The sequence below is a fragment of the Pseudomonas helleri genome (genome assembly GCF_009600315.1).
In the GTDB taxonomy this organism is placed as follows: Bacteria; Pseudomonadota; Gammaproteobacteria; order Pseudomonadales; family Pseudomonadaceae; genus Aquipseudomonas; species Aquipseudomonas helleri_A.
The window spans coordinates 138,826-165,090 of sequence record NZ_WIWC01000003.1 but is presented as its reverse complement, the minus strand read 5'-3'; the positions used below and the strand labels follow the sequence as shown (position 1 = coordinate 165,090).

General features: G+C 51.6%; 16 protein-coding genes. 12 read left to right on the top strand and 4 right to left on the bottom strand.

The window, feature by feature from the left end:
• Positions 1 to 88: 88 nt before the first annotated feature.
• Positions 89 to 988 (top strand): hypothetical protein, encoded by a 900-nt coding sequence (locus GHN86_RS03255; RefSeq protein WP_153386116.1) that lies wholly within the window; start codon positions 89 to 91, stop codon positions 986 to 988.
• A gap of 620 nt (positions 989 to 1,608) precedes the next feature.
• Here GHN86_RS03255 and GHN86_RS03250 read toward each other — a convergent pair.
• Entirely contained in the window at positions 1,609 to 3,243 is a 1,635-nt protein-coding gene (locus tag GHN86_RS03250) for a TnsD family Tn7-like transposition protein (RefSeq protein ID WP_153386114.1), read from the bottom strand.
• Positions 3,244 to 3,948: 705 nt separating this feature from the next.
• Here GHN86_RS03250 and GHN86_RS03245 point away from each other — a divergent pair.
• The 7 genes from GHN86_RS03245 (at position 3,949) to GHN86_RS03215 (ending at position 13,998) form a co-directional block, all read left to right on the top strand.
• Positions 3,949 to 4,923 (top strand): hypothetical protein, encoded by a 975-nt coding sequence (locus tag GHN86_RS03245; RefSeq protein WP_228389595.1) that lies wholly within the window; start codon positions 3,949 to 3,951, stop codon positions 4,921 to 4,923.
• The gene (locus GHN86_RS03240; protein ID WP_153386112.1) at positions 4,920 to 6,953 is read left to right on the top strand and encodes a transposase; all 2,034 of its coding nucleotides are present in this window, start codon (positions 4,920 to 4,922) and stop codon (positions 6,951 to 6,953) included. Before GHN86_RS03245 ends, GHN86_RS03240 begins: the two co-directional genes overlap by 4 nt.
• Complete coding sequence (locus GHN86_RS03235) at positions 6,946 to 8,298, top strand: transposase (protein ID WP_153386110.1); 1,353 nt, start codon at positions 6,946 to 6,948, stop codon at positions 8,296 to 8,298. The genes GHN86_RS03240 and GHN86_RS03235 overlap by 8 nt, the downstream gene beginning before the upstream one ends.
• Positions 8,299 to 9,142: 844 nt before the next feature.
• Positions 9,143 to 9,358, top strand: a complete 216-nt coding sequence (locus tag GHN86_RS03230) for a hypothetical protein (RefSeq protein WP_153386108.1) — start codon at positions 9,143 to 9,145, stop codon at positions 9,356 to 9,358.
• A 129-nt stretch (positions 9,359 to 9,487) separates the two neighbouring features.
• A complete protein-coding gene (locus tag GHN86_RS03225; RefSeq protein WP_153386106.1) occupies positions 9,488 to 10,264 on the top strand; it encodes a hypothetical protein in 777 nt (258 codons plus the stop codon).
• A gap of 604 nt (positions 10,265 to 10,868) precedes the next feature.
• Entirely contained in the window at positions 10,869 to 12,575 is a 1,707-nt protein-coding gene (locus GHN86_RS23930) for an ATP-dependent nuclease (RefSeq protein WP_323369952.1), read from the top strand.
• Positions 12,568 to 13,998, top strand: a complete 1,431-nt coding sequence (locus GHN86_RS03215) for a UvrD-helicase domain-containing protein (protein ID WP_153386104.1) — start codon at positions 12,568 to 12,570, stop codon at positions 13,996 to 13,998. Before GHN86_RS23930 ends, GHN86_RS03215 begins: the two co-directional genes overlap by 8 nt.
• A 228-nt stretch (positions 13,999 to 14,226) precedes the next feature.
• Here the strand turns inward: GHN86_RS03215 and GHN86_RS03210 are convergent, their stop codons facing one another.
• Positions 14,227 to 15,153, bottom strand: a complete 927-nt coding sequence (locus tag GHN86_RS03210; RefSeq protein WP_228389594.1) for a hypothetical protein — start codon at positions 15,151 to 15,153, stop codon at positions 14,227 to 14,229.
• A gap of 80 nt (positions 15,154 to 15,233) precedes the next feature.
• A protein-coding gene (locus tag GHN86_RS03205; protein ID WP_095019831.1) for an IS3 family transposase occupies positions 15,234 to 16,396 on the bottom strand; the annotation gives its coding sequence in 2 pieces (ribosomal slippage) (positions 15,234 to 16,141 and positions 16,141 to 16,396; 1,164 coding nt in all).
• A gap of 536 nt (positions 16,397 to 16,932) precedes the next feature.
• On the opposite strand from GHN86_RS03205, the gene GHN86_RS03200 reads away from it, so the two are divergent.
• From GHN86_RS03200 to GHN86_RS03185, 4 genes are all read left to right on the top strand, one after another.
• Positions 16,933 to 17,523: a DUF6088 family protein gene (locus GHN86_RS03200; protein WP_153386100.1), complete on the top strand. Its 591-nt coding sequence runs from the start codon at positions 16,933 to 16,935 to the stop codon at positions 17,521 to 17,523.
• A gap of 249 nt (positions 17,524 to 17,772) precedes the next feature.
• On the top strand, positions 17,773 to 18,759 hold the full coding sequence (locus tag GHN86_RS03195; protein ID WP_153386098.1) for an AAA family ATPase: 987 nt from the start codon (positions 17,773 to 17,775) through the stop codon (positions 18,757 to 18,759).
• A 25-nt stretch (positions 18,760 to 18,784) separates the two neighbouring features.
• Positions 18,785 to 21,211, top strand: coding sequence for a S8 family peptidase (locus tag GHN86_RS03190; RefSeq protein WP_323369951.1), 2,427 nt, complete (start codon positions 18,785 to 18,787; stop codon positions 21,209 to 21,211).
• 990 nt (positions 21,212 to 22,201) lie between these two features.
• Complete coding sequence (locus tag GHN86_RS03185) at positions 22,202 to 25,171, top strand: ATP-binding domain-containing protein (protein ID WP_153386096.1); 2,970 nt, start codon at positions 22,202 to 22,204, stop codon at positions 25,169 to 25,171.
• A gap of 164 nt (positions 25,172 to 25,335) precedes the next feature.
• On the opposite strand, the gene GHN86_RS03180 is transcribed toward GHN86_RS03185, so the two are convergent.
• Entirely contained in the window at positions 25,336 to 26,109 is a 774-nt protein-coding gene (locus GHN86_RS03180; protein WP_169839990.1) for a hypothetical protein, read from the bottom strand.
• Positions 26,110 to 26,265: the final 156 nt, after the last annotated feature.

The window sequence follows — 26,265 nt, the reverse complement described above, 5'->3', positions numbered from 1 at the left end:
ACAGCCCCCCGGAGACGGTTAGATCGACTAGCCGCTCGCGGCTGTTCTACTGGTGAAATCGTACAGGGACGCTTGGGCGAGTATAGAAATGATCCACATCTTGGAAGATGAGGCGATTGACTGCTTTGCGTATCGTCTACGGCTCGTCTCACCTGAGTTGTTTCGTACTGGTCCATGGAGCGGGCTGAATGAGAGACACTCTGATGGTCTGAAGCTCATCTCCGCTGGGTTGGGGTGGAGAGGCTGCTATGGTTTCAATAAATTGCTGCACATGCATACGAATCACTCCGTTGGCTGGTTGTTGCACCAGCCAACGGATTTTTCGTTTTCAGGAGATCTCTACCATCGCTCGAGCGTGATGATTAAACATGCTGAATTTTGGAGCATAGCGTTGTGTTATGGGTGCATCCTTGAGGATACCAATATGCTCGGGTTCATATATTGGAGGCGCAGTCATCAATGGGGCGGTACTGTTTGTGCTCGCCATGAAATGAAGCTTGTTAAACATTGCTTTACGTGCGGGCAGAATTTTTATCTTGAAAGTCTAAAGTTGGGGCTTTGGCAGCCTTGCGTATGTAAAGAATGGATATCAAAGGATGTAAACTATCTAGATTTTTCCATCTCCGATCTTAGCTACGCGCGTTTGTGGAATGACTTTTCGAAATTTAATTTCCAAATTCCTGTTCATTATGTATCCCGCGCGCTCAAGGAGAGGCTCAAGTTCATGAGCGAGAAGTCACGATGTTGGTCTGATCATGTTACTGACTTAGGCGCCGGGTCAGATACTTGCTCCTTGCACAGCTTATTTATTGGAATGAGTGAATGGTGGAAATACAGTGGTAATGATTTACTGAATAGCGTTCCATTAATTTATCTAGTTCATATGATGTTTAACTCTTTCGATGATTTTTTGAAATCAGTTAACTGCCCGCCCGATGAGCTAGTGTCAATCTCGACTAAATGGTCTAATCATTTGACCGATGTTTAAGTTATGGGGCATGTCATATTTTTTACTAACTGAATTCGATCTGAACCGTTGGAGGCGCTGCTGATTGATATCAAGCATTGAAGCAAGTGCTCCGTGCTGGAGAGTGGCACGATGAGTCGTAGATCAGAGCTCACCTTCATGTTCTCTCTCGTTAAACGTACGGTGGTAGTCGACCGGCTTCACATCCGTGCCAAAGAAAGCTAGCCGCCAACCCAAACCTGAACCGGTGATGGAGTCACCTCCCCGGCATATGCAGACGGAATAAGCTTTGTGAGATATTGGTGCCTAGTAACGGTTGAGCCGGCACCTGAGCAATTGCACCGCCTGCTTGCGGTGAGTGCGCAAAATAGGCCTGTAGTCACATATAAACGCCGTACTCAATCCTTAGAAGTACAGCTAAAACCTCAGCGTAGCCATTAGATTTGGTCAGGAGTCTGCAAGGGCTATCGCGGTTAAGCGCTCGTACGAGGGAGATAAGCAGCTTTGCGCGTGCTGGTGATTACCTAGAGTATGGGTCGCTTGGATCAAGATCTGCTCTTTTCTAAGCTCGTAGCATCGATGCAGGCTGCTCCAGCACGCGGGGCGGCTCAACGGGGCAGCTCCATAGATTTTTGCTGTGTTCATGTATTTTCACCCCCGCCTAGCTTGTGGTTGTAATCCATTGAGCCTGATTGTCCCAGCACTGTGAATAAGTATGCTCTGGAGATTGGATAGCGGTCCCGATTTTCTAAGCAAGACGAGAGTATGGGAACCCTGGCGTACAGCTCGATCTTAGTCACCGGACCGCGCTGCAGTGCTGCGATCGCCTCACAGGCCGTTCGTAACATGCTAAGCAGCCGAGAATCCCGGGCCTCCCAGTCAATGGGGTGCTTTTGCGCGTGGGCAGGTTTTACGAAGGTTTGCTTTTCGCCCATCAGCCATGCTCTGTCGTTTCTATAAAGCCAAGCATAGAGAGAAGGGATTACGTTTCTCAAAGCTTGGACTCCCAGCTCAGGATGCAAGCCGTGCAGGTATTGCCATTGTGCTCTGTGCTCCGATATTTCTCGGGCGCACCTAGCTTCAATAGCCTGGGCATTGATAGCTGGATGGGTACGCAACAGCTTGTTGATCGTCGAAACAGTGATCTGAAACTCTTCACAAAGCTCTTGTTTAGAAACGCCTTTGCCCAGTTTTAACAGCAGATCCTCTTTGAGCTGGCCTTTTAGTCGTTTGGGCCTGAGAGTGCTTTTGGTTGGAGACGCAGCGCTTGAAAGCGAGCCTAGCTCATCAGTTTCTCGCGATGGAGTGCTTGCGACTTGCTGGGCTGGCCTGGCCACTTCAGCGTTGTAGGCCTCTATAAACGAGTGCAGGTCATCAAATAGCCAATCAATCAGCAATAGATGCTTCAGAGGATGAATACTTCTTCGGGGGGGGCGGATAAGCTGGTTCACAAATGATTCGGCGCTTTTCTCGACTGCGGGCAATGATTCGAACAGATGAAAGCGGCGAATAGGTTCGATGCGGTTGAGCAGTGATGCAGATTCGCCCCTTTGAAGTACTGCTGTTCGATAGACCGCAGCGACGGCGCAAGACTCGAAGGACTTTATTCGGCCGATGGACGCAAGATCGATGACATTGTTTGCCAAGGCCAAAAAAGCCGGGCGTGACCAAAGTTTCTGAGATGAGGCCTGTTTGATCAAGGAGTCCTCGGTAGGTAGCGACCATTCAAACCTACCCGACCACCGTCTACTTTTGGTGGATGCCATGAGCCAAGCTTGGTGGCGTGGACAGATCAGCACACCTGGATATTGGTGTGTGAGGTGCCAGTACGCTATGCCATGGGCGTACACATCCTCACGCATGCAGTACGGGCATGCTTTCAAGGGGTGTTCAGCGCCAAAGCCACCTGATACCAAGCCAAGTCGATATTTGAGTGAATCAATGCGATCGCCTTTTATAGTTTTTATCGCATCTTCAATTTTAATTTTATTTTGAAACGGAACAAATACTGAAAATATTGTGTGTTGAAGGAGAATCGACTCCGCACTTCCCCAATAAAGAAATCCAGTTTGCTCCAAGGCCGCGATACCACAGGGAATATCATGTTTTATAAATTTTTCAGATAGGCCAAGCACGGCAGTCGATGTGGTCGCAGGGGCTAGGTTACCCATTACTAGATGCTGGCGACTGCACAAGCTGAATAGTGTTTCGTCGGGGAGCCAGTCCAGCCGAGGGAATGGACCTATCACCCTTTTCTGAACTGAAGCGGCGCTCATGAAGCCTCCGAACCGAAACAGGTGATATAAGGATAGCGACCGACTAGTCGTGCTACGGATCAATTTGACCTAAACAGGCGGACGATTATTCGCTAATAATAGGTCTTATATATGGTGGGATTTACCAAAAGTTTTTTATTACCTGGCTATATAGGAGTGCCGATTTTTGGCCCTCCAAGCACCGGAAACACTGGAAAGTCAGTAAAAAACCGCCGGCGGAGGCGGAATTTAGCTGTTTTATTCCAGTTGTCAATCGCCATTTTTCGGCGGTACCATGCAGCATAAAGTGACGTTTACTAATGGCAGTATTGGAAACTGAAGATACATTAAAAATAACTAATTTAACTTTTGTTTGATTAACGCAGAGATTGCTGAAAAAGCGCAGTTAGCTGGAAAGATAAAGTTTGCTGGCCTATTACTGAGACCTGAGGGAATAATATGGAATCTGGATAAAAAAACCAGGAGCCAGATAGACAAAGGCCCAAGTGTGACCTTGGGCCTCTGAGGATAAGTCAGATTTCGACTCCTGACGAATCCATTGTCCATTCACTCGCGTAGGGCGTCAAGTCCTGCACGGCTCCGCTCATCCCGAGAAAAGTAAATTGTGCTAGGCGTTGTTATCGGTGTGCCAGAGCGCTATTGGACAACTTATTCATCTGATGCAGCTGGACTGTTAGTCATTACCTGCTAAAGATTGAATGGACGATGGATAACATTGTGGATCTTAAAAAATCGTTACTCCGAATTATATATCGACAAGGCCGCTTCAAGTGGGGAGATAAGTACTTGCCCGGAATTTATGCAGTCCCTGGCGAAGCTCCGAAGGGCTCTCGTATTTGCCGTCTTAATAGCAGGAAGCTTGGCCGAGCATTGCATCTTCTTTCTACGCCTGAAAGGGTCTTCGCCCAACTGGCCCTTTATAATCCCGATGTATTCGAGTTGCACGAGCAGAAAATGCTCAGCCCAATTCCACATGTTCATCCACTTCAAGGGCACCCCATAGCTGCTGGACTGGAACTTCTGCCTGTGAAGGGAACATCACTGGTAGCAGAGGAAATTGGGCTTAAGCACGCGACTGTAGTCGTTACCTATGGTGATGGTGAACGCCAGAGGGTTCCCCACCCCTACTTGGGCGATCTGCTTCTATATATTCAACCGCAGGGCTCGGTCCCCTACGCTGTGAACTGGACAGTTAAGTTGAGTGCGATGGATTTTGATGAGGTCGCTCGGGGAAGCTTGAAAAGTTTAGCGAAACAGAAGGTAGACCGCGAAAAAGCTTGCTTGCGGCATACCTTAGAAGAGATTTACTACCACAGTGCAGGCATCAGAACTGTGAGGGTTTCCAGGGATCTGCTGAATCCAGTCCTAGTGGCCAACTTGGATCTTCTGTATGGCTACCATGATCGCGAGATAAGCCTCGAATCAAATCTTCTCGAGGATTTCTCACACCACATCGAAGACTGTGTCATTCATGGGAGACCAGTAGCGTCCGTTGCCTTGATGTACGGACAGCGGTGGGGGCGGCGTGATCTGTTTCTGACGAAGATCTACAAAGACATATGGGAGCGCAAGCTTCCGGTCAGTTTGTTTGACCCTATCCTTATTGATCATCCATTGGTGACGGATGCGCCGGATGTCCTGCAGGTCTATAGCTCACTTTTTGCAGGACTGCCCGAATGATCACTGGTTCGAGGCTGAGAGCGCCTGAAGGGTTCAAAGGGCTGACGAAGGATGTCGAATACTATTTCCTCGCTAGTGACGGCATGGCAAACAGGGCACGCCTTGTATTTTTTGATGAAGAAGGCACCACTGCGAGTTTGCTAACATTTTCCCGGCCTGAATTTGATCTGGCCCTAACCAATGGTGATCTTGTGGAGTGCGGTAGTGACGCTACACCTCCTTGGTTAACGGCCATCCGGGGCATTTCAGTGGATCAATTGGAAAAAGATCGGGTAAGGGCAACGAAAAGCTATGATGAAATGGTTAACAAGCGTTACCTCGCCATAGCGGATTTGGTAGCCCATGCCGAAGAGATCCTGTCTAGCGACAATCCCGAATCGATCATCAACGCCCATGCTGCCAATCAGTCACCTTCTCAGAATGCAGCCCGGTTGAGGTTTTGGTTTTTTAGCTATCTGGTGTTCGGCCGCTCGAAGTGGGCGCTTATGCCCAAGTTCGACCGCTGCGGCAGAGGCAAAAGGGAACAGACCGCAGACGGGAAAATGTTGGGAAGGCCGCCAAAGTCAGGCCGCAAATCCCGATCTCCTGCTACGCCCGAAATGCAGACTTCTATCCTGGACGGATTCATCAAATACAATGATAAAAGTAAATCTGACGCTGAAATCTTTGGTGCCGTGCTGGTGGGTGAATTTGGTTGTATTCCTTTTACAACATCGACAGGAAATAAGAAGTTCTATCACCCCGAAGGTAAGCCTTTCCCCACAAAAGGACAGTACGATTACTACCTTGGTCAGGCGATAAGCACCAAGGCATATAGGAAGGCACGTAGAGGTACCAGTGGGGCTCGAGCTAAGTCCGGGTTTGTTGGAAGCTTTTCCCATGACTTGGTCAATGTAAACCAACTTGTTGAATTTGACGGCTATAACCCCAAAGGCAAGATATCTGGCTTGCTCGAAGGATCCGCTATGGATTCGGCCTGTATAGTTCGAGGGGTGTGTGGCCAGTCTGGTGCTGTAGTCGCCTTGGGTTTCTCCGAAAACAAAGAAAACATGGAAGCCTACCGCATGGCCCTGTTCTCGATGGCCATTAGCAAGGTCAAATTTGCCTCGTTGTTCGGCCTAACGATCAGAAAAGAAGCCTGGCCCACTTACGGTCTGCCGCAGAACATCGTCTTCGACCGTGGGCCAGGCTCTACTATGGGCGTACCGATCCGTTCAGAAACATTGGCCCGTGGCGAAATGATGAGTTGGTTATCCAGACTTGAGCTGACTCCTACCCACTCGGGTCAGTCGAAAGCAACGGTTGAATCGTCACACCCTCGGACCAAGTCTAACAATGATCAGCCAACACATTTTCATAGTTCACTCAACTTTGTGGATATATGCAAGCGGCATATTCTACAAGCTATTTACGATAACGATTCTTCAGGTTCTGAAGGGAAGATGACACCGGAGATGCTGGATGTGGGCTTCAGCCCAACCCCACATAACATTTACAAGTTCTATAGTGATCTTGGTTATGATTCCGGCACGGAGGTAAGTTTTGACTTCGCTGTGAGAGAATTCCTGACACTTCACCCGGCGCACATCAAAAGGGGTGGGGTTTATTTTTATGGTCGTAAGTACAATTCATCGAAGCTAATTGACTCCGAGGTTTTTGACCGCATTGCGCTCAATGGCCAGATACCGGTCACAGCTTATGTGATGACCATGTGTGTCAGACATATCTGGATCGAATTAGAAGGCGTTTTGTACGAGCTGGACTTTGTAAAGCCAGCGAGCGTCCATCCCAGCAGCGTCGACATTTCGCTGTCGGATCTTCAGGCTCTCAATGAGAATCGGCTGCGCGGCAATGCGCAGCTTCGTGAAGAGCAGCCCGCAATCCTTCAGGATCGCAATGCCCAATTTCTTCATGCCACAGGTAAAGCTTGGGACAGTGGTACCCGCAAGCCTGGGCGTCCTGCGAAGGACGGAGCGGCTGAGCGTGATGTCGCTGACCAGCAGCGGTTGATGGGGAAAGGCCATGATTAACATCTTTTCTGCGCGCTTTGATGGATTGGACGCGCTGGCTGATATCCGGCGTTTGATTACAGTGCAACCTGATCCGGTGACCGGACTTGAGGATTTGAGTCCAGCGTTGGCTGCTGAGCGCTTGTCAGAGGTACTGAAGGCGATTTTCCTTCCTAACCAGTTTTCTTTGGACTTCATCAAAGACTGCGTTGATCGTGCACGCAGCTTTTCAACTGAGTGTTTCTCGACGGACCAGCAATATCAGCGGCGGCTGTATCACCCCCCTGAGAACGAGACGTTTCCTATCTGCCTCACCGGCCTTGCAGGTGTTGGGAAGAGCCAAACTATCAGTGCGCTGATGAAGGTGATGCCTGGTCCTGCACCTTATGCATCCGCTCATTACCACGAACCTCATATATTAATCTCGTACTGGTATGCCAGCGCCAGGGGTAAGGCTGGCGGCAGGCAGCTATTGGAAGACTTCCTCGGTGGCGACGCGACGGGAGTTAGAGCGAATACATCAAAGCTACTGACGGAGTGTCGACGTAGGGTTAATCGTGATGGAGTATCGCTAATGATGCTCGAAGAGATGCAGCATCAGAGCACTGGTCAAGGGGTGGCCCGCGTTACTGATATTCTCCTCACCATGGCCGGGCTCGGGGTTCCGATGATCTATGTGGCCAACTACAGCCTGGGTCACAAATTGCTGACAAGGAACAGTGAGGACAAGCAACGGCTTCTCTCTGAACCCCGTGTCATGCTACCGGACCATCCTGACTCGAAGGCCTGGAAGGAATATGTTCTAGAATGCATACGGGTGAGCGGGGGGCGCGTATCTGCAGATCCAAGTGCCCTTGTACATGAGCTGTATCGCTGGACGTTCGGTATAAAGCGTCTAGCGGTTCAACTGATCAAGGTGGCGTATCTTGAAGCTCGTGAAGCCCGTCGCCATGCGATTACTTTGGAGGACGTCAACAAGGCATATCTTTCAGCCGCTTACTCCAGCAGTAGGGACGACGTCGAGGAGCTAATTCGCCTCAGCGTTCATAAGAGCAAAACCGGGGGCAGGCCAGACCTTCGTTGCCCGTTCCCGGTGCCGATGCCTTCAAACGTCTTGAGCTTTGCCAAGGACGATCGTGCTTCACGTGTGAGCGAGAAGGTTTTTGTTTCATCCCTTACAGCCGAGGAGCGCAAGACTTTCGAGCAGCTCCATCCAGCTGGCTCACCCTCTAACCCATCGTTGAAGCCCAAACGCGAAAAGAAACCAGCTTTACCTGAGCAAACTCGGGAAGGCTTGGAGGATGCGTATAGCCGGCTGCTCTTTGAGTCCAAAGGGTCGCCAAAGCAGCGAGGTCCCGTAAAATAAGCGCTATATTGGCTTGCCCAGGTTATTGCAGAATTATCCGCGTCGCGTTAGCTCAAAGTCTACCAACCCTTACACCTACCGATTTTGGATATCCTGACTTGGAGCCATTATCGTAAGCGTCCGGCCAATTTACCTACCGAACTCCAGCATTAAGGGCGATGGTGTCCGCGTATTTTTAAGCGAACGCGATCACCCTTATCGTTAGGATTTCCATGCGCCAACGTAGCTCTTATCCCAAACCGTTCAAAGTCCAGGTCGTCCAGAAAGCGCAGTGCGGCAAGGTGTGGTTGCGCGGCCATTTTCGGTTAATATTTTCTGAGTGTTCGGCGCACATTTTAAGAAAATCTTGGCGCGGTTAAGAAAATCTAGCCAACGACAAGGGAAAAATGGGAAATCTAATGAGGTTACGCCCATTAGATCAATGCGATGGAGCTACCCACTGGTGCGGCAGCAACCGTCCTATTTCACGGGCCCTCTGTGTCGGCAGCCTGGTAATGCCCTGAGAGCGTTGGTGTGAAATGCAGTTAGCCGCACACGTCTGCCTACTCAGCGAGCGAGTGGAATTGATTAGTTGCTTCCGCATAAATCAGCCAATTCAATCACGCAAGGAGTGATACCCAAACGCATACGATTGTCGGACGCTTACGATTAGTTGACCACTACATCAATTCAAAAATTAATCTGGCCGTAAGGAAAAGAAATCCTTCCTTTAGTGGCTTAAAACAGTGTTAAAAGAAAGAAAACCTTCCCTTGCGCGACCAGTGCACCGCGAGTGAAGGCTGTATGACGGTAAGAGGATGGCGAACTCACCTACTGAATCGTCCTCATGGCTGGGATCAGGTAGGTGAGTTCGCCGGATGGTTACGTTTGTCTTCATCTACAAAAGGCTTCACTTGCAGTTCGTCATGCCCTTGGCTGGTTTGCGGCCCAAGCCTTGGCCAGCAATGATCCAGGACTGTTAAAGATCTACCGGCAGCATTTCGTTACGCACCCGATGCAGGAATTTGCGGAGCCTCATAAACGCGAACAACGCAAGGCCGACAAAGCAAAGGTCAGGTGAAAGCGCTGTCTGTTGAGCCCCCTCCGCCCCCTGCAAGCCCTCCAGCATCTGAGGTGTATGCGGGATTCATGCATGCCTAGCTACCCCCAAAGCGAATAGCCCCCTCAACCACTTCCGCTAGGTACAGAAATGTCTAAACCAGAAGTGCTGATGCAGATGTGGAATCCACACCGAGAATTTCTGATACAGCAGCATCGTTTCTACGTAAATGAAGCCCGTACGCGGCTCATGGGCCAGTTCGAGAATATCAATGCTGATGCTGACGAGGCAGCAGAGGAATGGCTTGAGCGCCGGGGTAAGTTTTTTGACCCGGACCGAGACGATGAAGGCTCCATCTATGAAGAAGCTGAAGGTGTTGCTATCGAGTTCTACCGCCAACTGGATGAGATGCGAGAACAAACAAGGCTTAGCGTCGTCGCGGGGATGTTTCATGCCTGGGAAAAAAACCTCCGAAAATGGATAACGGATGAATTGCGCCGCTGGCGACTCGGCCCCCGCACGATAGCAGCTGTATGGGGTGCAGACTTCCCGAAGCTCATGGAGCTATTGGCGAGCCTAGGCTGGTCGATACAGGATACAGATTACCTAGCTGTGTTAAATCAATGCCGCTGTGTCGTAAACGTTTTCAAGCATGGTGATGGTAAATCGCTCGATGAGCTAAAGCGCAGTTTCCCCAAATACCTAATAGACCCCGTTAATCCTAGATTTGGTCTAGATGCTACGGAAATAGCATGGCTGAACTACAGCCATCTGCATGTGACAGAAGCCCAGATACAGGAATTCTCGGAGGCCATAATAGAGTTCTGGGAGAGCGTACCTGAGAATATTTATAACCAAGAAGAAATAGAGCTCCCCTCCTGGTTCGTGAAGACCGTTGACCAAGACCGTAAGGCGGATCGCCGTTAAGCAATGTTTTAGAGGTTCTGTGGTGTGAGCGAATCTAGACCGTATAAAGCTGCGACGCCGTAGTAGACCAGTGAGGTTAGTATTGGTCTCGTAGCGAAGGATGGCTTTTTCGCGGACTCTAGCCACTGAGGTGGGAAATGAAAGGGCGCCGAAAAATCAAAACGGACAAGTGGCTGATTCAGGAGCGGATGATCAACGACGCCCGAGAAAAGCTGGTTTCTCGAGCGGGAGTAATCGGGCGCTATCTAGAAATTGCTGCCTATACCACTTTAGAAGAGCCTACCGGATTGCTCGCTGGAGGCCATGGCCCACCCACGCAATCAACTCCAAACATACGCAAGCGAAAAAGTCCGCCTGATTAATACGGAAGGCTGCGAAAGGCAGATGGCATTCACGGCGACAGTTTTTGCTTGAAATTAGGTGTGCGCAGGGAGCGATGGTTCCGTTAATAAATAACGTTCTGATGAGATCTCGCTTTTTGCTAGATGTACCTATGATGGTTGAAGGCGAATGGCTATTGCCACCGTGCTCTAGAGAACTAAACGGTGCGCCGCCGGCGGATTTTGTCATTACTCACAGATGACCTTCAGAAGGATACTGGTCGGTGAAAATCAGAAAGATCGTGGTCAACAACTTTCGCGGAGTAAAAGCGCTTGATTGGAACGTGCCAGCAGCTGACATTTTTTGCCTGATAGGGAAAGGTGACTCTTCTAAGTCCACTATCTTGGAAGCCATCCGATACGTATTTCATCCTCAATGGAACCTAGCCCTCAGCGACTCAGATTTCTACCAGTGCAAGATCGCTGATCCCATCACCATTGAGATCACGATTGGGTCATTGGCAGCAGACTTTTCGGCACTCAATAAGTATGGGCTTTACCTTCGGGGCTGGGATGCTGCAGCTCAGAAGCTGTTTGATGAGCCTGATGATCATCTGGAAAGCGTATTGACTGCCCGGCTAACCGTCGAGAAGGATTTGGAACCGAAATGGGCAGTGGTGTGCGATCGCAACCCAGACGGGGTGCCCTTTAAACAGGCAGATAGAAATAAGGTGGGGGTTGGCCTCATTGGCGTCTTCAGCGAACGAGAGCTTTCTTGGGCCAACGGAACTGCTCTTGCCAAGCTTACAGCGGCGCAGAGCTTGAGCGAGCTATTGGCCAATGCGTCGAGAACCGCCAGAAGCTCGCTCGATATCGACCGGGCTGTCACCCTGACAAATTTCGACACGGCAGCGACCAAATCGCAAGAGATAGCGAAACTCCTAGGTGTTCCTGTACTTGATGCCTATAAGGCCCATCTCGACTTGGCGTCCATCAACCTGAAAGTCGGCGGTCTTTCCCTGCATGACGGAGAAATCCCGTTACGGCAGTTAGGCCTAGGGTCTCGCCGCATGCTTCAGTGTGGAATCCAGAAAGCAGGTCTGGAGGAAGGCCATATCACCTTGTTCGATGAGTTGGAGTTCGGTCTGGAACCCCACCGAATCACACGGCTCATCAAGCACATCAAAGAGGATATGCGCGGGCAGTATTTTCTGACCACTCATTCTCCCATGGTGCTTCGCGAACTCACAGTGCAGGACCTTCATATTGTCCATAGCAAGGGCGGGGTGGTGACGATCGTCTCTGCTGCCGAGAAGGGCCTCGAAGAGCATAAGGTTCAGGGGAAAATTCGCTCAAGCGCTGAAGCGTTCTTGGCCAAAAAGGTCGTCGTATGTGAGGGCGCTACCGAGGTGGGATTTCTAAGGGGCTTTGATGATCACCAGCTCGAAGATGGGAAAGACCCATTGTCTTATCACGGTGTGGCGCTGTTGGACGCCAAAGGGGCTAGCAATGTGAAGGGCATAGCCATCGCCTTCAAAAAGCTTGGTTATGACGTGTCGGTGCTAGCTGATGGTGATGCCGAGAAACAGTTTTCAATCGCCGATGCTGCTGGGCTTTTGGCGATGGGAATTCCTACCTGTGTTTGGAGCGACAAACTTTCGCTTGAGGAGCGGGCTTTTGTGGATCTGCCCTGGGCTTACGTACTCGCCAGTTTAACGCTTGCTCAAGTCGAACTCCTCTACCCGGTATACGATCAAGTGCGCTCGCAGTTTCAGGAAGTTTTGGACCCAGATATCCGCAATTGGCCGGATGGTCCCAAGCTACGAACTGCTATCGGTGCTGCAGCAAAGAGCGCGGGGTGGTTCAAGGACACCACTAGAGGTGACCTATGGTTCAAGGCAGTTAGTGCAGCTTTCAATGATCCCTTGTTCGTAAAAACAAATCTTGCCGTAGAGTTGGGAAGGCTATGGGAGTGGGCGGAACATGTCTGAAGACCTTGCAATCAAGCTCAACGACTGTACCAGCAAGGGCTATGTTATCGCGCCTGCAGGGTTTGGAAAAACTCATCTCATCGCGATGGCGGTGCGAGCGTCCAGTGGCCGGCAGCTTATCCTGACGCACACTTTTGCCGGCGTGAACTCGATCAAAACAAAAATGGTTAACTTGGGAGTTCGTGCTTCCCAGTACCAGGTCGATACGATCGCTAGCTGGGCACTTCGACTCTGTCTGGCATACCCGAAGGCATCAGGGTGGAAAATTGAAAAACCGACCAGCAAACAGTGGAATAAATTGTACGAGTGCTGCTCCCGTTTGCTGGAGAAGAGGTTCATTCGCAAGGCCGTGTCGTCCAGCTACATAGGACTTTACGTCGACGAGTACCAGGACTGCTCGGACTTGCAGCATGACTTGATCTGTAGGTTGGCAGAATTTCTTCCAAGCCGACTCTTGGGCGACCCCCTACAAGCCATATTCGATTTTGACGACGGCAAGCCCGTTGATTGGGAAGCCAGCATCTACCCCGAATTTGATTGCTTAGGACAGCTGGAGGTCCCTTGGCGGTGGATCAATGCGAAGAGCCCGGCACTTGGCGAGTGGCTCAAAGAGGCGCGGCGAAAGATCGAACTAGGTCAGAAGATCGATCTGTCTGCTAATCTGCCACCGAGCGTTATTCGTGCCCATACCCAGCCCGACTATCTTGCAGCTAAACAATTCACGGTGCTCTGTGGCCTGTTGAGCCATGATGAGAGCGTCATTGCACTCCACGGCGGCGATCAGCAGTCCAAGAACAAAACTCACCGCTTGGCCAACCGCTTGGCGGGCCGTTTTTCCTCAATCGAGGAAATCGAAGGGAAGGATCTGCATTCATTCATCAAAAAGCTTGCGGCTGCAAAGACCGTTCAGGCTGGATTTTTATTTGCCTTGAAGTTTGCAACGAAGTGCTTCACTGGTGTAACCCGAACGCTGACGGCGGGCACCAAGCGGGGCGAGGTTACCAACCTTCGCAGAACCACGAAGTACCCACTGGTGCTACAAGCCGCGAATGACTATTTGGCTGACCCGTCGATTAGCTATCTCAAGGCATTCTTCCAAGCCTTGAAGAACAATCCTGAGACCTCAGCCTACCGCCGTGATTTACTCTATCGTTTCTTCAACGTGCTCAAGATTTATGTTGATGGCCAAGCTGCGACACTCGTGGAGGCCGGCAATTTATACCAGCGCGAGATGAGGCATTCGGGCCGGCCGATCAGCCATCGCAAGCTGATTGGAACCACTTTGTTGGTCAAAGGCCTTGAGTATGATCACGCCGTCATCCTCGATGCCGACTCGCTTGATGCGAAGGATTTGTACGTCGCGATGACCCGAGGAGCGAAATCTCTCACCATCATCGGGACATGTCGACACCTTCCTGCATAAGGCATAGCTTCGGGGTATCCGGTAGTAGTTGATGGGAATCGAATGGGGCCAACCAAGCTGCACTTGATTGGAGGTGCCGTAGTGAGTTCCGGTGGCCAACTTTCATCGTTTCGAGCGGAGCCAGTCCCCGTCTTACAGCGCCGGCGTAGCACGAAACGGTGGCCTGCAACCTTGCCCCCTATGATAGGGAGCATGTTCTAGGCTGGAATGCGATAGAAGCCCTACCTTTTATATGCCTTTTTTCAATACCAAGACACATAAAAAAAGCGTCGCCTTAATAATGTGGTTCACATTGTGAACCTCCCTGAATAGAAGCAGTGACTTTCTAATGAAACTCATGAATTGGGTTTCATGGTACTTCTCCCGGCTCATGCCTTCCTTGCTCGGATAATACGTGATGCATTGACTTGACTCCTTGTAGTCATACTTGTAGTGAGCGATCGCATTCCTAAGTTTGTTATCGATGGCTTCACGGTCTATTGAATAAAATGAGTTGTCTATGAAATCGATTTTATTACCTAGGTCGACGTTAGCAAACGCATCAAGGCTATCCAGGCCCGGCCTAGTGCCCTTTTTGGTGTGCTTCAAAGACGATTCGAACTGGTTGCAGTCACCACGTTTTAACAGGTTGTTGATACCGGCAATCAGTGTTATCTGGCGTGAGAATACTTCAGCAAGATCTTTGTAAAAGTTATTGCAAGTTTCAAAGTCTGCAGTAGACATCCTGGCCGGAATGTCACCCAACTCTTCTGTATCAGCGTAGTCATAAAAGAAAGCAGGCCGAAACGCGAGATCCATGGAAACTAATCTTGGATATAGAGACAGACAGTCATTGTGTAGATTCTTAAGGAAGTTATTGCTCAAAATACTGTCGATGAACTCAATGGTTTTGTCGCGGTGATTATCAAGTAGCCAATAATAGATTTTAGGAGCCACATCGCTTATCTCAGCATTATGCTCATGTATTGTAAATGGCGAGGACATGATTGAAGTCGCAGAATACAGTGCTGCCAACACATCTTCCTTCTTTCTCGATGTCAAACTGACTCCTGGAATTCTTGCGCAAACCTTTTCGAAACTATCAATATCACCTCTTTTGTACTGGGTAATGAGGCTGAACAGATCTCGTTGAACCGGATGGAGGTAATTCAGCATATGTAGCCGCTGATTAAGATGTGAGTACGCTCCCATACCTAGCTCTCGAGTCACACGAAGAAACGTAGTCATTGTAGTGGTCAACTCATCCCGGACACGGTTTTGAGTTTTTCTTCCGTTTTCGCTGGGGCCAATCCATCGTTAAATTGATGAGGTCGGATCCAGTTGTAGTGATGCATCAGGTACTGGCTAATATCTCTCTGAGCCTGGTGGCCGGTCATGTAGCCAGTGGTTGGTATCCACTCTGTTTTCAAGCTGCGAAAAACCCGCTCCATCGGCGCATTATCCCAGCAGTTTCCTCGGCGGCTCATACTCTGACGCATGCGATAACGCCACAGCCGCTGGCGAAAGTTGCGGCTGCCATATTGGGATCCCTGGTCTGAGTGAAATAGCAGGCCTTGCGGCTTGCCACGCTGCTCGTAAGCCACATCCAACGCCTTGATCACCAAGTCTGCATCCGGCTTTTCTGATAACGCCCAGCCCACCACTCGGCGAGCGTAAAGATCCATGACAACCGCAAGGTAGTGCCATTTCCCCTGTGCCCAGATGTAGGTGATGTCGCCGCACCAGACCTGGTTGGGCGCTTCGACATCAAATTCTCGGTTCAATATATTTGGGATATCCGGCCGCTCGACTGTCGCCTTTTTATAGGCGTGTGATCCTGGCTGCTTGCTGACCAACTCCAGCTCACGCATCAGCCTGCGTACCTTAAACCGTCCAATTTGCTCACCTTCTTCTTGCATCATCAACGTGATGCTTCGACTGCCGGGAGCACTTCGGCCCTGGGTGAACAACTCGCTCACTCGGCTACGCAGCCTGAGCCGCTCAACATCTGGTGTTCGCCGCCTTAGACGATGCGCGTAGTACCCCGAACGAGCGACCTCAAACGCCTCGCACAAGCAGTCAACAGGCTCATGGACGCTTAGCTGATTGATCAGCGCGTACGCTCGAGATCTTCCGACATCAAGAGCGCGGTAGCCTTTTTTAATATTGATTTCTCGCGCTCGAGGCGAGCAATCCGAGCTTCCAACTCCTGGATTTTTTGCTGCTCTGGTGTCAGGGCCTTGCTCTGGGGCGTGACGCCGGTGCGCTCTTGCTGAAGCTGGTCGACCCAGCGGCGCAGCGCCGACTCACCAACACTCAGTGAACGACTGGCTTCGATGAAGCTGTAGTTTTGCTTGAGCACGAGGTCGGCAGCCTCGCGTTTGAATTCAGCGGAAAAGGTACGGCGTTGTTTGGTCATCTGACACCTCGATCTGGCGAGCATTCTCGCCTAAAAGGGTGTCCGGTTTCATTAGACCACTACACATCCCCATCTTGTATTCCCCAACATAGACAGGAAAATCTAGGTGGAGGTCTACGAAAGGCTTATCGCCCTTGAATGGTGCCTCAAAACCCTCAACCTTTTCAGCCCCCAGCAACTCGGCGTCAGCTTGCCCGAACACAAATGAAATTCTTTCCTCGCAGTTGGGGCAGGCGAACTGGAAGGGTTGGACGTCACGATTTGACAGCCCAATCCGACAGTCGATTTCAGTTCCGCAGGTGATACACCTAAAACACTCGCAAAGATTCATCTTGGTTCCCTATTTATTCCCAAGACAAGATATACCTCATTCCTATTTGTACCTGGAATTGAAGCTTATACCGAAGAAGGGTGTAGCCGCAGGTAGGCCCAAAATACATTGAGCCGACTCATGGTTGGACATGATCATTATTTGACCAATGTCAGAAGTGGCTTCATACTTCTGACATACAAGTCGTGAGAGTTGCTTAAGGCCTATGAAGACCCTTCCCGAATCGATCCTGGAACACAGCAGGCTTTTGCCTGAGGGTGGCTTACTGAGTCCCAAGGAGTTTTTGCACCTAGGAAGCCGGGCCGCCGTAGATCAGGCTCTTTCACGATTGGCGAAAGGCGGGCGGCTCATCCGTGCGGCCCGTGGGCTCTATCTAGCCTCCATTACGGATCAGGGTAAGCAAGCAACGCCAGCGGTGGATAAGGTTGTCAGAGCCTTGGCTTCTAAGAATCAGGAAGAGATCGTCCTTGATGGGGCGCGCTCCGCAGAGATGCTTGGCCTGTCGGCGCAAGTCCCGGATGGGCATGTGTTTCTCACCAACGGACGTACTCGGACGCTTCAAGTGGGAGAAGTGACGGCGGAGATCAGGCACGCCCCTCGCTGGATGCTAGCTCTGGGTGCCACGACCGCCGGTGCTGTCATTCGAGCGTTGGCTTGGCTAGGAGAGCAGCGTATAGGTGAAGTGATGGAAGCGCTGCGTAAACAGCCGACGCCCATCGATTGGAAGGCGCTGACCTCGGTGCGGTCGCTACTGCCATCTTGGATGGCTCTGGCAATCGGTCGAGAGGTGGGATAACAGGTTGCAGCTCGGCGGAATTTTGGGGGTGGGGATTTGAGGTCACTACAATGTGCAATAGTCTATGCCGCCATGCCAGCTTCCTTGCTCCGATGTTAGTTTCATGTGTATAGAGATGTTTAATTGGGAAAGGAATGCCTGATTATGAAAATCAAAATGCGAGACAAGTTATTGGAAATAATGTAGGGCGACAGGGTTTGTCTAAATCTACATAAGTCTTATAAATCAATAACTTGAACGGTGGTGATTATGGCCAATGGAAAAATTCTACGTCAGCTGTTCCGCGCAGGTACTGCTGGCGATGCAGATGCGTTTCGTCTTGCCTCTAAAGCGGTTATCGAGGAAGAACGGCAAAAGCAGCATCATCTTCTGGCTAACGATCTGGAGCAGATCCTGTACGGCAGTGATTTGAATCTCAAGGCATCCAATAATGCGCCGCGAGTTCACTACGACGTTCCCGTAGACAAGGAGCGTGGTTTACCACTTCTTGATATAAGAACACCAAAGCGGTCCCTTGATGAAGTGATACTTCCCCCCAGCAGTTCCGATGCGCTGGAGGAGATCCTTGAGGAGAACCGGCGTGCTGATGTGTTGCGCAGCTACGGCATGAAGCCCGCAGGCAAGGTGATCTTCTTCGGCCCACCCGGCTGCGGAAAAACGCTGGCCGCAGAGGTCGTAGCCTTCGAGCTTGATCGGCCTTTAGCTATCGTACGCTTAGATGCATTGATGTCCTCTTTCCTGGGCGAAACGGCCGCGAACCTGCGCAAGGTCTTCGATTTTATTGCCCAACATCCGTTCGTTGTTCTCTTCGATGAGTTCGATGCCATCGGTAAGGAACGTGGTGATAGTGGCGACCATGGCGAACTGAGACGTGTTGTGAACGCGGTCCTTCAGATGATGGACTCATACGAAGGTCTTAGTTTGATCCTAGCGGCTACCAACCATGAGAAGATTTTAGACTCTGCCATTTGGCGTCGATTCGATGAGTCGATCGAGTTTCCGCTTCCTGATGAAAAGCAGTTGAAGGAAATCTTGTTGCTGAAACTGCGAGGAATCCGTCGTCAATTCGAGATTGACGACAAAGAAGTATTGAAGGAGTTTAAAGGTAAGAGCGGCGCGGATATCGAGCGGGTTATTCGCCGCGCCGCCAAACGGATGATCCTGCGAGAGCAAGAGTTTCTGACCATCAAGGAGCTTAAAAGCGCCCTTGTGCGGGAGGACCTCAGAAAGTCCTAAAACATAAATTTTCAAGGAAGAAGCAGTGGCAACCTACAAGCATCTGAGCATCACACGTGAAGTTCTGGATAACTCGCGTCGGACCAAAAGCCCCCCTCACTTCGTTACCCGCGAAGATCGGCTTGGTCACGGTCAAAAGCTCAACGGTTACTTCGCCACAGCTGAGGGCCTGGCCAAGAAGCAAATTGGCTCTTCAGACAAATCCCCCTACGTTCTAAAGCTGGAGTACGAGGGCGCATTGACCTTCGCCAACCTGAATACGCATGGGTTGGAGTTTATCAGCCAAGAAGGCAAGCAACTCTGCGTAGTGTTCGCGAGTGAAGAGGGTTTGGCAAAATTTACCGCCCATCTGCAAAAGCTGGGTGTCATGGACGCCAACTTGACCCATCGCCAGATTCTCGAGGCTATTGCAGGTGTAGATGCCTGGTCCGCAGAAGATCGGAAGAGTTGGGCCCTTAAGAATATAGGGTTGCCAGACACCCCCACCTTCAAGCTCGATGTCGAACTGTGGCCTATTCAGGTTGCGTATCACCCAAGTCGTGTTCAGCTCACGACCTCTTTCGAGACCTGGCTAGCCGCCGAGCACATCAAGAAGCTCGACAGAATCAATCTGGACAGTCTGCTTATGTATCGGGTCGAGGTCACCCCCGAGCAAGCACAGTTGCTGCTTAACCAGCGCGATGTTCGTATGGTGGACCTCATCCCAGCCACTGGCATTAGCATTCAACAGTTGAACCAAGACATCAATGAGTTGCCTCTCAACATCCCGCCACCACCTAATGACGCAGCCCGCGTTTGTATTCTAGACAGCGGCATTAACGGGAATCATCCCCTCCTGAAGCCTGCAATGGCTGAGAGCGCCTCGTTTGTCGATGAAGAGGGGGATGCAGATGAAGCAGGTCACGGAACCGCTGTGGCCGGCGTTGCTCTGTATGGCGACGTGGAGGGTTGTAACAACTCGAATTTCTGGAAGCCGGAGTTCTGGCTCTTCAATGGAAAAGTGATGAAGAAATGTCCGCATACAGGTAATGCGGTCTACGACGAACTCACACTCGAGGTATCGCTGACGAAGGCTGTAGAGCATTTCGTCGAGCTCGGATGCCGGATCTTCAACCTCTCGCTGGGCAACAATAATGCTCCCTACGATGGTACGCATGTCAGAGGGCTAGCTTATATCCTGGATGTCCTTTCCCGGCGGTACAACATCTTGTTCGTAGTCTCTACGGGCAATTTCTGTGGCTCCGAAAGCCCACCAGTCCCAACCAACAGTTGGCGCGACGAGTACCCGGAGTACCTAATCGCTGCCCAGAGCGCCATCATCGACCCCGCACCTGCAATGATGGTGTTGACGGTGGGGAGCATCTCCCGACACAACTCTACGATTGATAGCCAGAAGTATCCGGAGATTTACCACCTTTCACCTGCATCGGAAAACCAACCATCTCCTTTCACTCGGCACGGCCCTTCGGTAAAAGGGGCGATCAAGCCCGAGCTCGTTGCGCCCGGCGGCAATCTCGCCAGCCCTATGAGGCAAGCAAACGCACAATGGGCACCACACATGCGAGGTTTGGGCGTGTTAACGCTCAACCACCAGTGGAGGGGAAATACGGTTTTTAAGGAAGTAAGCGGGACCAGCTTGGCGGCGCCGTACATCACTCACCTAGCCGGGCGCCTGCTGAACGCTTACCCAACGGCGTCTGCGAACATGCTTCGCGCAATGCTGGTCAATCAGGCTTATCTGCCGGATACGGTCACCTCGACGTTTTCGAAGGAGTTTCGAAAGAGCTACAAGAAGGCGAAGGCCACCTGGAACCGTGACGTAGAAAGGGATGTGGCCGGCTATGGTGTGGTGAGTGAGGCTGATCTTTTCAGGTCTTCCGATAACGTCGTGGTGTTGATGTCAGAGGAAACCATCGAGAACGACGGATGCCAGTTCTTCGAACTGCCGTTGCCGGAGGACTATTTGCGCTCCGCTCGAGGGGTCCGAGAGCTTTCAATAACACTGGCTTACTCGCCAGTAGTCCGGACTACCCGGATTGAATATCTGGCTACCCAAATTTATTACCGCTTGGTCACGGGTAACTCGTTGGAGGAGGTACAGAAACACTTTAGCCAGGAGATGAAAAAGAAAACGGAGGTACTCAAAGAGGCCAGGGACACAAATCGCGATATTCCCGCTCAAATGAGAAACCATGGCACGGTTCAGTCTTCTCGTTGGACGTTCAAACAAGGGAAACCCGGCGAGAAGTGGTTTGTGGTCGTAGTCAGGCAGGATCGTGACTGGAATCCCACGGCTGCAGAAAAGGAACAGTATTCGCTGGTAGTTACGGTGGCCGACCGCGACAACGAGCGGGCTCAGCTCTATACCCAAATCCAGACGCGAATAGATCAGCAGGCAGTGGTCAAGGAGCAGCAAAGGGCTAAGATGACTGCTGTTCGATTGCAGAATTGAGGGTGATCAACATTCGATGTGATTCCTCTCCAGTCTGTATCTCTAAACCTGCGGGATAGTGCGATCTCCTACGGATTCGTACGGCCAGTTCCCCGGCTCGCTGGATGTATCTATGATGGGTAAGGCGAATGGCCACTCCCGCTGCGTTCCTTGCGAGCTAGGTGAGGCGCTACAAACGGATTTCGCCTTACTCATAGATGACGTTCAGAGGATACCTGTCGGTGAACATCAGAAAGATCGTGATCAAGAACTTTCGAGGGATGAAAGCGCTTGATTGGAACGTACCAACAGCCGACATTTTTTGCCTTATAGGCAAGGGCGACTCCTCAAAATCCACAATCCTGGAAGCCATCCGGTACACGCTCCATCCCCAGCGGAATCTTGCTATCAGCGACTCAGATTTTTACCAATGCAAGATCGCTGATTGAAAGGAATTCTTGGCAGTATCACGTCGCCTTCATGGAGGTGGCCGAAAGCTCGGCGGAGCACAAGCAGAGATACTGTGAAGAGCTGCTGGCAAGTAAGAAGTTAGGGCAAAACCGTTTTGTCCTGAACCATGCGGGCTACGTGACCGTGAACGCATTGCATCCGCGCCAATATTTCGCTCTGAAGATAGAGCTGTACGAGCTTTTGACACCGCTACATGCTTGTCGCATTAGGGCGGCAACTACTCGGCCTGAGCGTAGGGGTTGCTTGAGCCGGAGCCTCGCACGCTGCTTCGTCCGCACACGCCGGAATGGTTCACTTCGCTGCGCGAGTGGGACCCAAAGCAGGCCGCGATGACGGAAGCGGCCACCAATGACATTGGTTCACGTCCAATACACGTACTGTCGAATGGTATTTCAAACATCTAGACATGGACCCTGAGTGCTGCAAACTGCTGCCCTGAGAAGCTGTGTTCGAATACCGCACACCCTTCCTCAATTCGGATTGGGAAGATGATTACCTCGGCGCGTGAACGTTTTCTGTTAAGGATAAAAAGTGACAGGTATGGCAAAACCGCTTAGTGAAGCATCCCTGCGCAAGGTTGCCCGTGAAGAGCTGGATGTCCTTGAGGGGATTATTGATTACGCCGAGCAGATGATCCGTGCGGGCGATTTGGCTTACCGGAATCTTAAGCGCAACGCCTACGGCAAGGCGCTGGTTATCGAGCGTGAGAACGAGGGGGTTGCTACATTCCGGCTGGGTATGGACTCGCTGGTGTACCCCAAAGCCAGCTCGGGCTATGCCACTCCCCACTCACCAGTGGGCCGTCTTTGCGCTGTGGCAGGAGTCGGTTTTGAGAGCTTTTCCAAAGCCTGGGGTGATTACCGGGTCATTGAGGCCCGCCAGTTTCGTCGCCATGATCTGGAAGAACTAGAGCGTCATGCACGCAACTTTCTGGCGGTGGGCGTTGAGAATGCTAACGGCCAGGGAAAGGTCATGGATCTGCGAGCCTTTTTGACAACGGCTAATCCAGCAGGCCAGCAAATTGCCGGCAAGCAAACCACTGTGCCGAGTAAAAAGCCTGCAAAGTCCAAGAGTGTGGAGAAGCCTGTCGCTGTTGTGCCGCCCATTACCAAGGAGCTGCTCGAACCTGCGAAGCGAATAACTAACGAAGCCGGGCTGCCAAACACATCGGTGACAGAGGTTCTTGTTGTTACGCACCCACCAGAAGACAGGCAGCCAGCGGGCGAGCCGGTAAAGCTGACACCGTCCGTGCCTGCTGCACCGCGGTTGCAGATTCTCGATGATGACGTGGAAGAAGATTCGGCACTGGCGATTGCCGATCTTGATGATGTGGACGATGAAGTTGTTGGCGAGCTAGTTGAGCAGATGAGCCTGGATGAGCACTTTTTTCTGAATCGAACCCCGAATCAGGACAAGATCATTTCCCGGGAGCCGGTTGGGCCGATGTGGGTCGAGGGCGTTGCGGGCTCAGGCAAGACCTCGGCTGCGCTCGGGCGGACCAAGATGCTCTGTGACTTCAACTCGAATGAAGTTACGGATCGTGAGACATTCCGGTCCATTCTCGGCGACGACTTCGACTACTGGGAAGGCGAGTTTGCCGGCAAGTTCTCCCAGGACGGCAGCGTCGGCTTTGTGCGCACTGCCGAGCTGATCCAGTACCTCAAGCAAACCTGCAGCCGTCTAGGTATGTCCGGTTTGCAGGTGCTTGAGTATCACGAGTTGCGCTCCAAGCTGCGCAGCTATCGCCATCTGGAGTCTTCGGGCGGTTCTGGCAAGCGCTTCAAACACAGCAGCGACGAGGGGCATTCTATGACCACCACGCTGGCTTGGCTCAATGCCTCCCGGCTTGCGCTGGCGCGGGTGATTGCTGTCGACTTGCAGAAGCTGTTGGTTGAGGTTCCAACTGAGCAGCTGCAACGGTTTACTGCGCAGCAGCGCAGCCAGTTTGCCGCTGCCCGGCATGCGCTTGCAGCCAGCGTTGATGAACTGGTGCAAGAGCTGCTCTCGCCTTCGGCTGCGGAGCGAGCTTTGTATCGGTTGGCGGCCAGATTGTTGGAGAGGATTCAGGCGCTGGCTCAGCGCATTCTCGGCCCGGCAACTCTGAGTATTCATCTGGGGGGGCACATGGCCTATGGAGAAGGCATTCCGGAGCTGGCGCAAAGGCTGGCAAAGTTACCCGTCGATTTGTTCCAGCAACCTAATCAGGTTTTGGTGCTGTACAGGGCGGGTGTTGCTAAGGGGACCGAGGCATTGCCCTGCGTGTCGAGCAGTCGTTATCAGTACCTCTCGACGGATAATCAGCCCTTGTCCTTCAATGATGCGGTACAGGCCTCACTCACGGGCAAAAGCGTCCGCGTTCTACTGCCATCGTTAGTGAGTGATGACGGGTATGAGACCAAATTCATGCCAGTCAATGAGCTGTTCATTGCGCTTGGTACGCCCAAGTCCCTGCTCTACCTGGACGGGGAGGTGCTGAAGTGGTTGAAGGTCAGCACTGGCATCGGTAGTCAGGTGTTGCCTGGCGCGGGCGAACAGGCTCGCACTTCGGTGCTTAAGATATTCCAGCAATTGGCGTTGGATTATCTAGCCAAACCGCTGAAGAACTTCGCGGGGCTGTATGCAAAGGCGCTGTATGAATACGCCGATAGCTTCCCTGATGCGGCCATTGCATGGCAGGTACTGGAGCGTCTTGAAGAGCAACGCCTGTGCGATTCGGATATCGACTTGCTGCTGTGCCTAGCTCACGACCTGAGTGCCGGAGTAACAGCCAAGCTCCCTGCTAGCCTGCACGAGGCCGCTTTCTATCAGAGCGTGTTTGTCGATGAAGTGCAGGACTTCAGCGAGCAGCAGATCTACTTGATGACCTCCCAGGCTGATCCGAGTTACAGCGCGATCACGGTGGTAGGAGACCGCTCGCAGCAGTTGCTGCACAACGAGGAAGTCCACATCGCGGATTGCTTCCCGATTGGCAAACGCCCAGAGTTTGTGGCGTTGGATGAGAACCTGCGACAGAAAGGGCGGCCGGATCTAGCCGCGCTAAGTACGGTGCTGCGGCAGTTGTTCGCGCGTGGAGCCGAGACGGATGCACAGCAGTTGGACGCTGCCCTTTTGCATGATCAGGTCGGCGAGCAAGGCGCTTACACGCTGCGTGGCTTTACCCGGCGTGAAGAAGAGTTCAGGTATCTGTGCGAGGAGATCGCCGCTATCCCTGAAAATCATTCGGTTGCTGTGGTGGTGCCTGATCAGGAAACCGCCCGGTCCCTGCATGCTTTATGTGCGCAGGAGCTGGAGGGCAGCTTCCGCAAGATGAGCATATCGGAGCAGATCGACCTGTCGAAAAAGTACCTGGTGCACTTTACGTCGGTGCTTCATGTGAAGGGGCTGGAGTTCGATGTCGTGCTGTTGCCAATGATCGACCAGTACGACCTTGGTCAGCCTGTATTCCGCAATCGGTTGTATGTAGGTTGTACACGAGCGAGGCAGCGGTTGCTGATGAGTCGACTGCGCTAGTAGATAGGTAAGGAGTGAATGAACGATGGAAGCCAGCTGAACTACCCTGCACAGATTACTGGCTGGCGAGACGGGCAGAATCGACAATGCAGCCCTTATAGTTTGGACGGGAGTCGGCAGAAAGTGTAGATCGGTATATACGACTCCAGCAACGCTACGTCGAGCTATCGCCCTTGGTCTTCAATACGCCCAGTTGAGGTGATCCACATGCCATCGCCCAGGTAAGCGGGCCCACCTCCCCCATCGGAACAGGCGTCATAGATATCTTGCATCTCACTGTGCTGAGATTTTCTAGCGACACTCATCGCCTTCAACTCTTCCGTACGTTTATCCGAAGATCCAACTGGAACGAAATACCGCTCAAGGTCTCGCCCATTCGCAGCAAAGCTTCTGCAAAAACGCAATATGCCCTCAAAGAGATTAAAGCTGGTATGCGACAAGCTGTGGCGAACTGTTATGCCATCGGACAACGAGCATTGGCACAGGCTGTACGGCTTCAGCAATTCCTTGGAAACCTTTTCACTGATTTTGATATCTATGCCATTACGCCTGACGAATACGTATGCCGTACTTGTCTCATTGGTACTTCCTAAAACGTTCCGATATGTACGCTGGGAAGGTTTCAAGGGTATCCACCCCAAGCCTTTTGCCGCGAAAACGAATGCAGCGTGGGTAGTGATCCCCATGTTTATTGGGCTTCCATAGGGCAGCACGATATCACCAAGATGGTTTTCACTTGACTCAGAGGCTTTGCATTCAATCCTGCCTTTGCAGTCCCAGTTGAGGTACTTGATTGCTACAACAAGGGCATATCTCAATTGACCGTTCCCGAGCCGGACGACGATTTGGTCATGAGCCGCCAAGTCCGTTCGGAAGCATTCCACTGGAAATGGCTGATCTGAATCCAAAAATTTCACTAGCGCAATTATGTAGCTCACGACTTCTTCCTTGATCTAGCTCGCTTGCTTTCAGATTAGTATCGTACAGTCAGAAAAATACGAGCGTCAAAAGACGAACCTGACATTTACCGCGGATGGTTGAGAACGGACACTACATTGAGCTGAGTGTCGAGACGACATCGATATGCCCGAAAG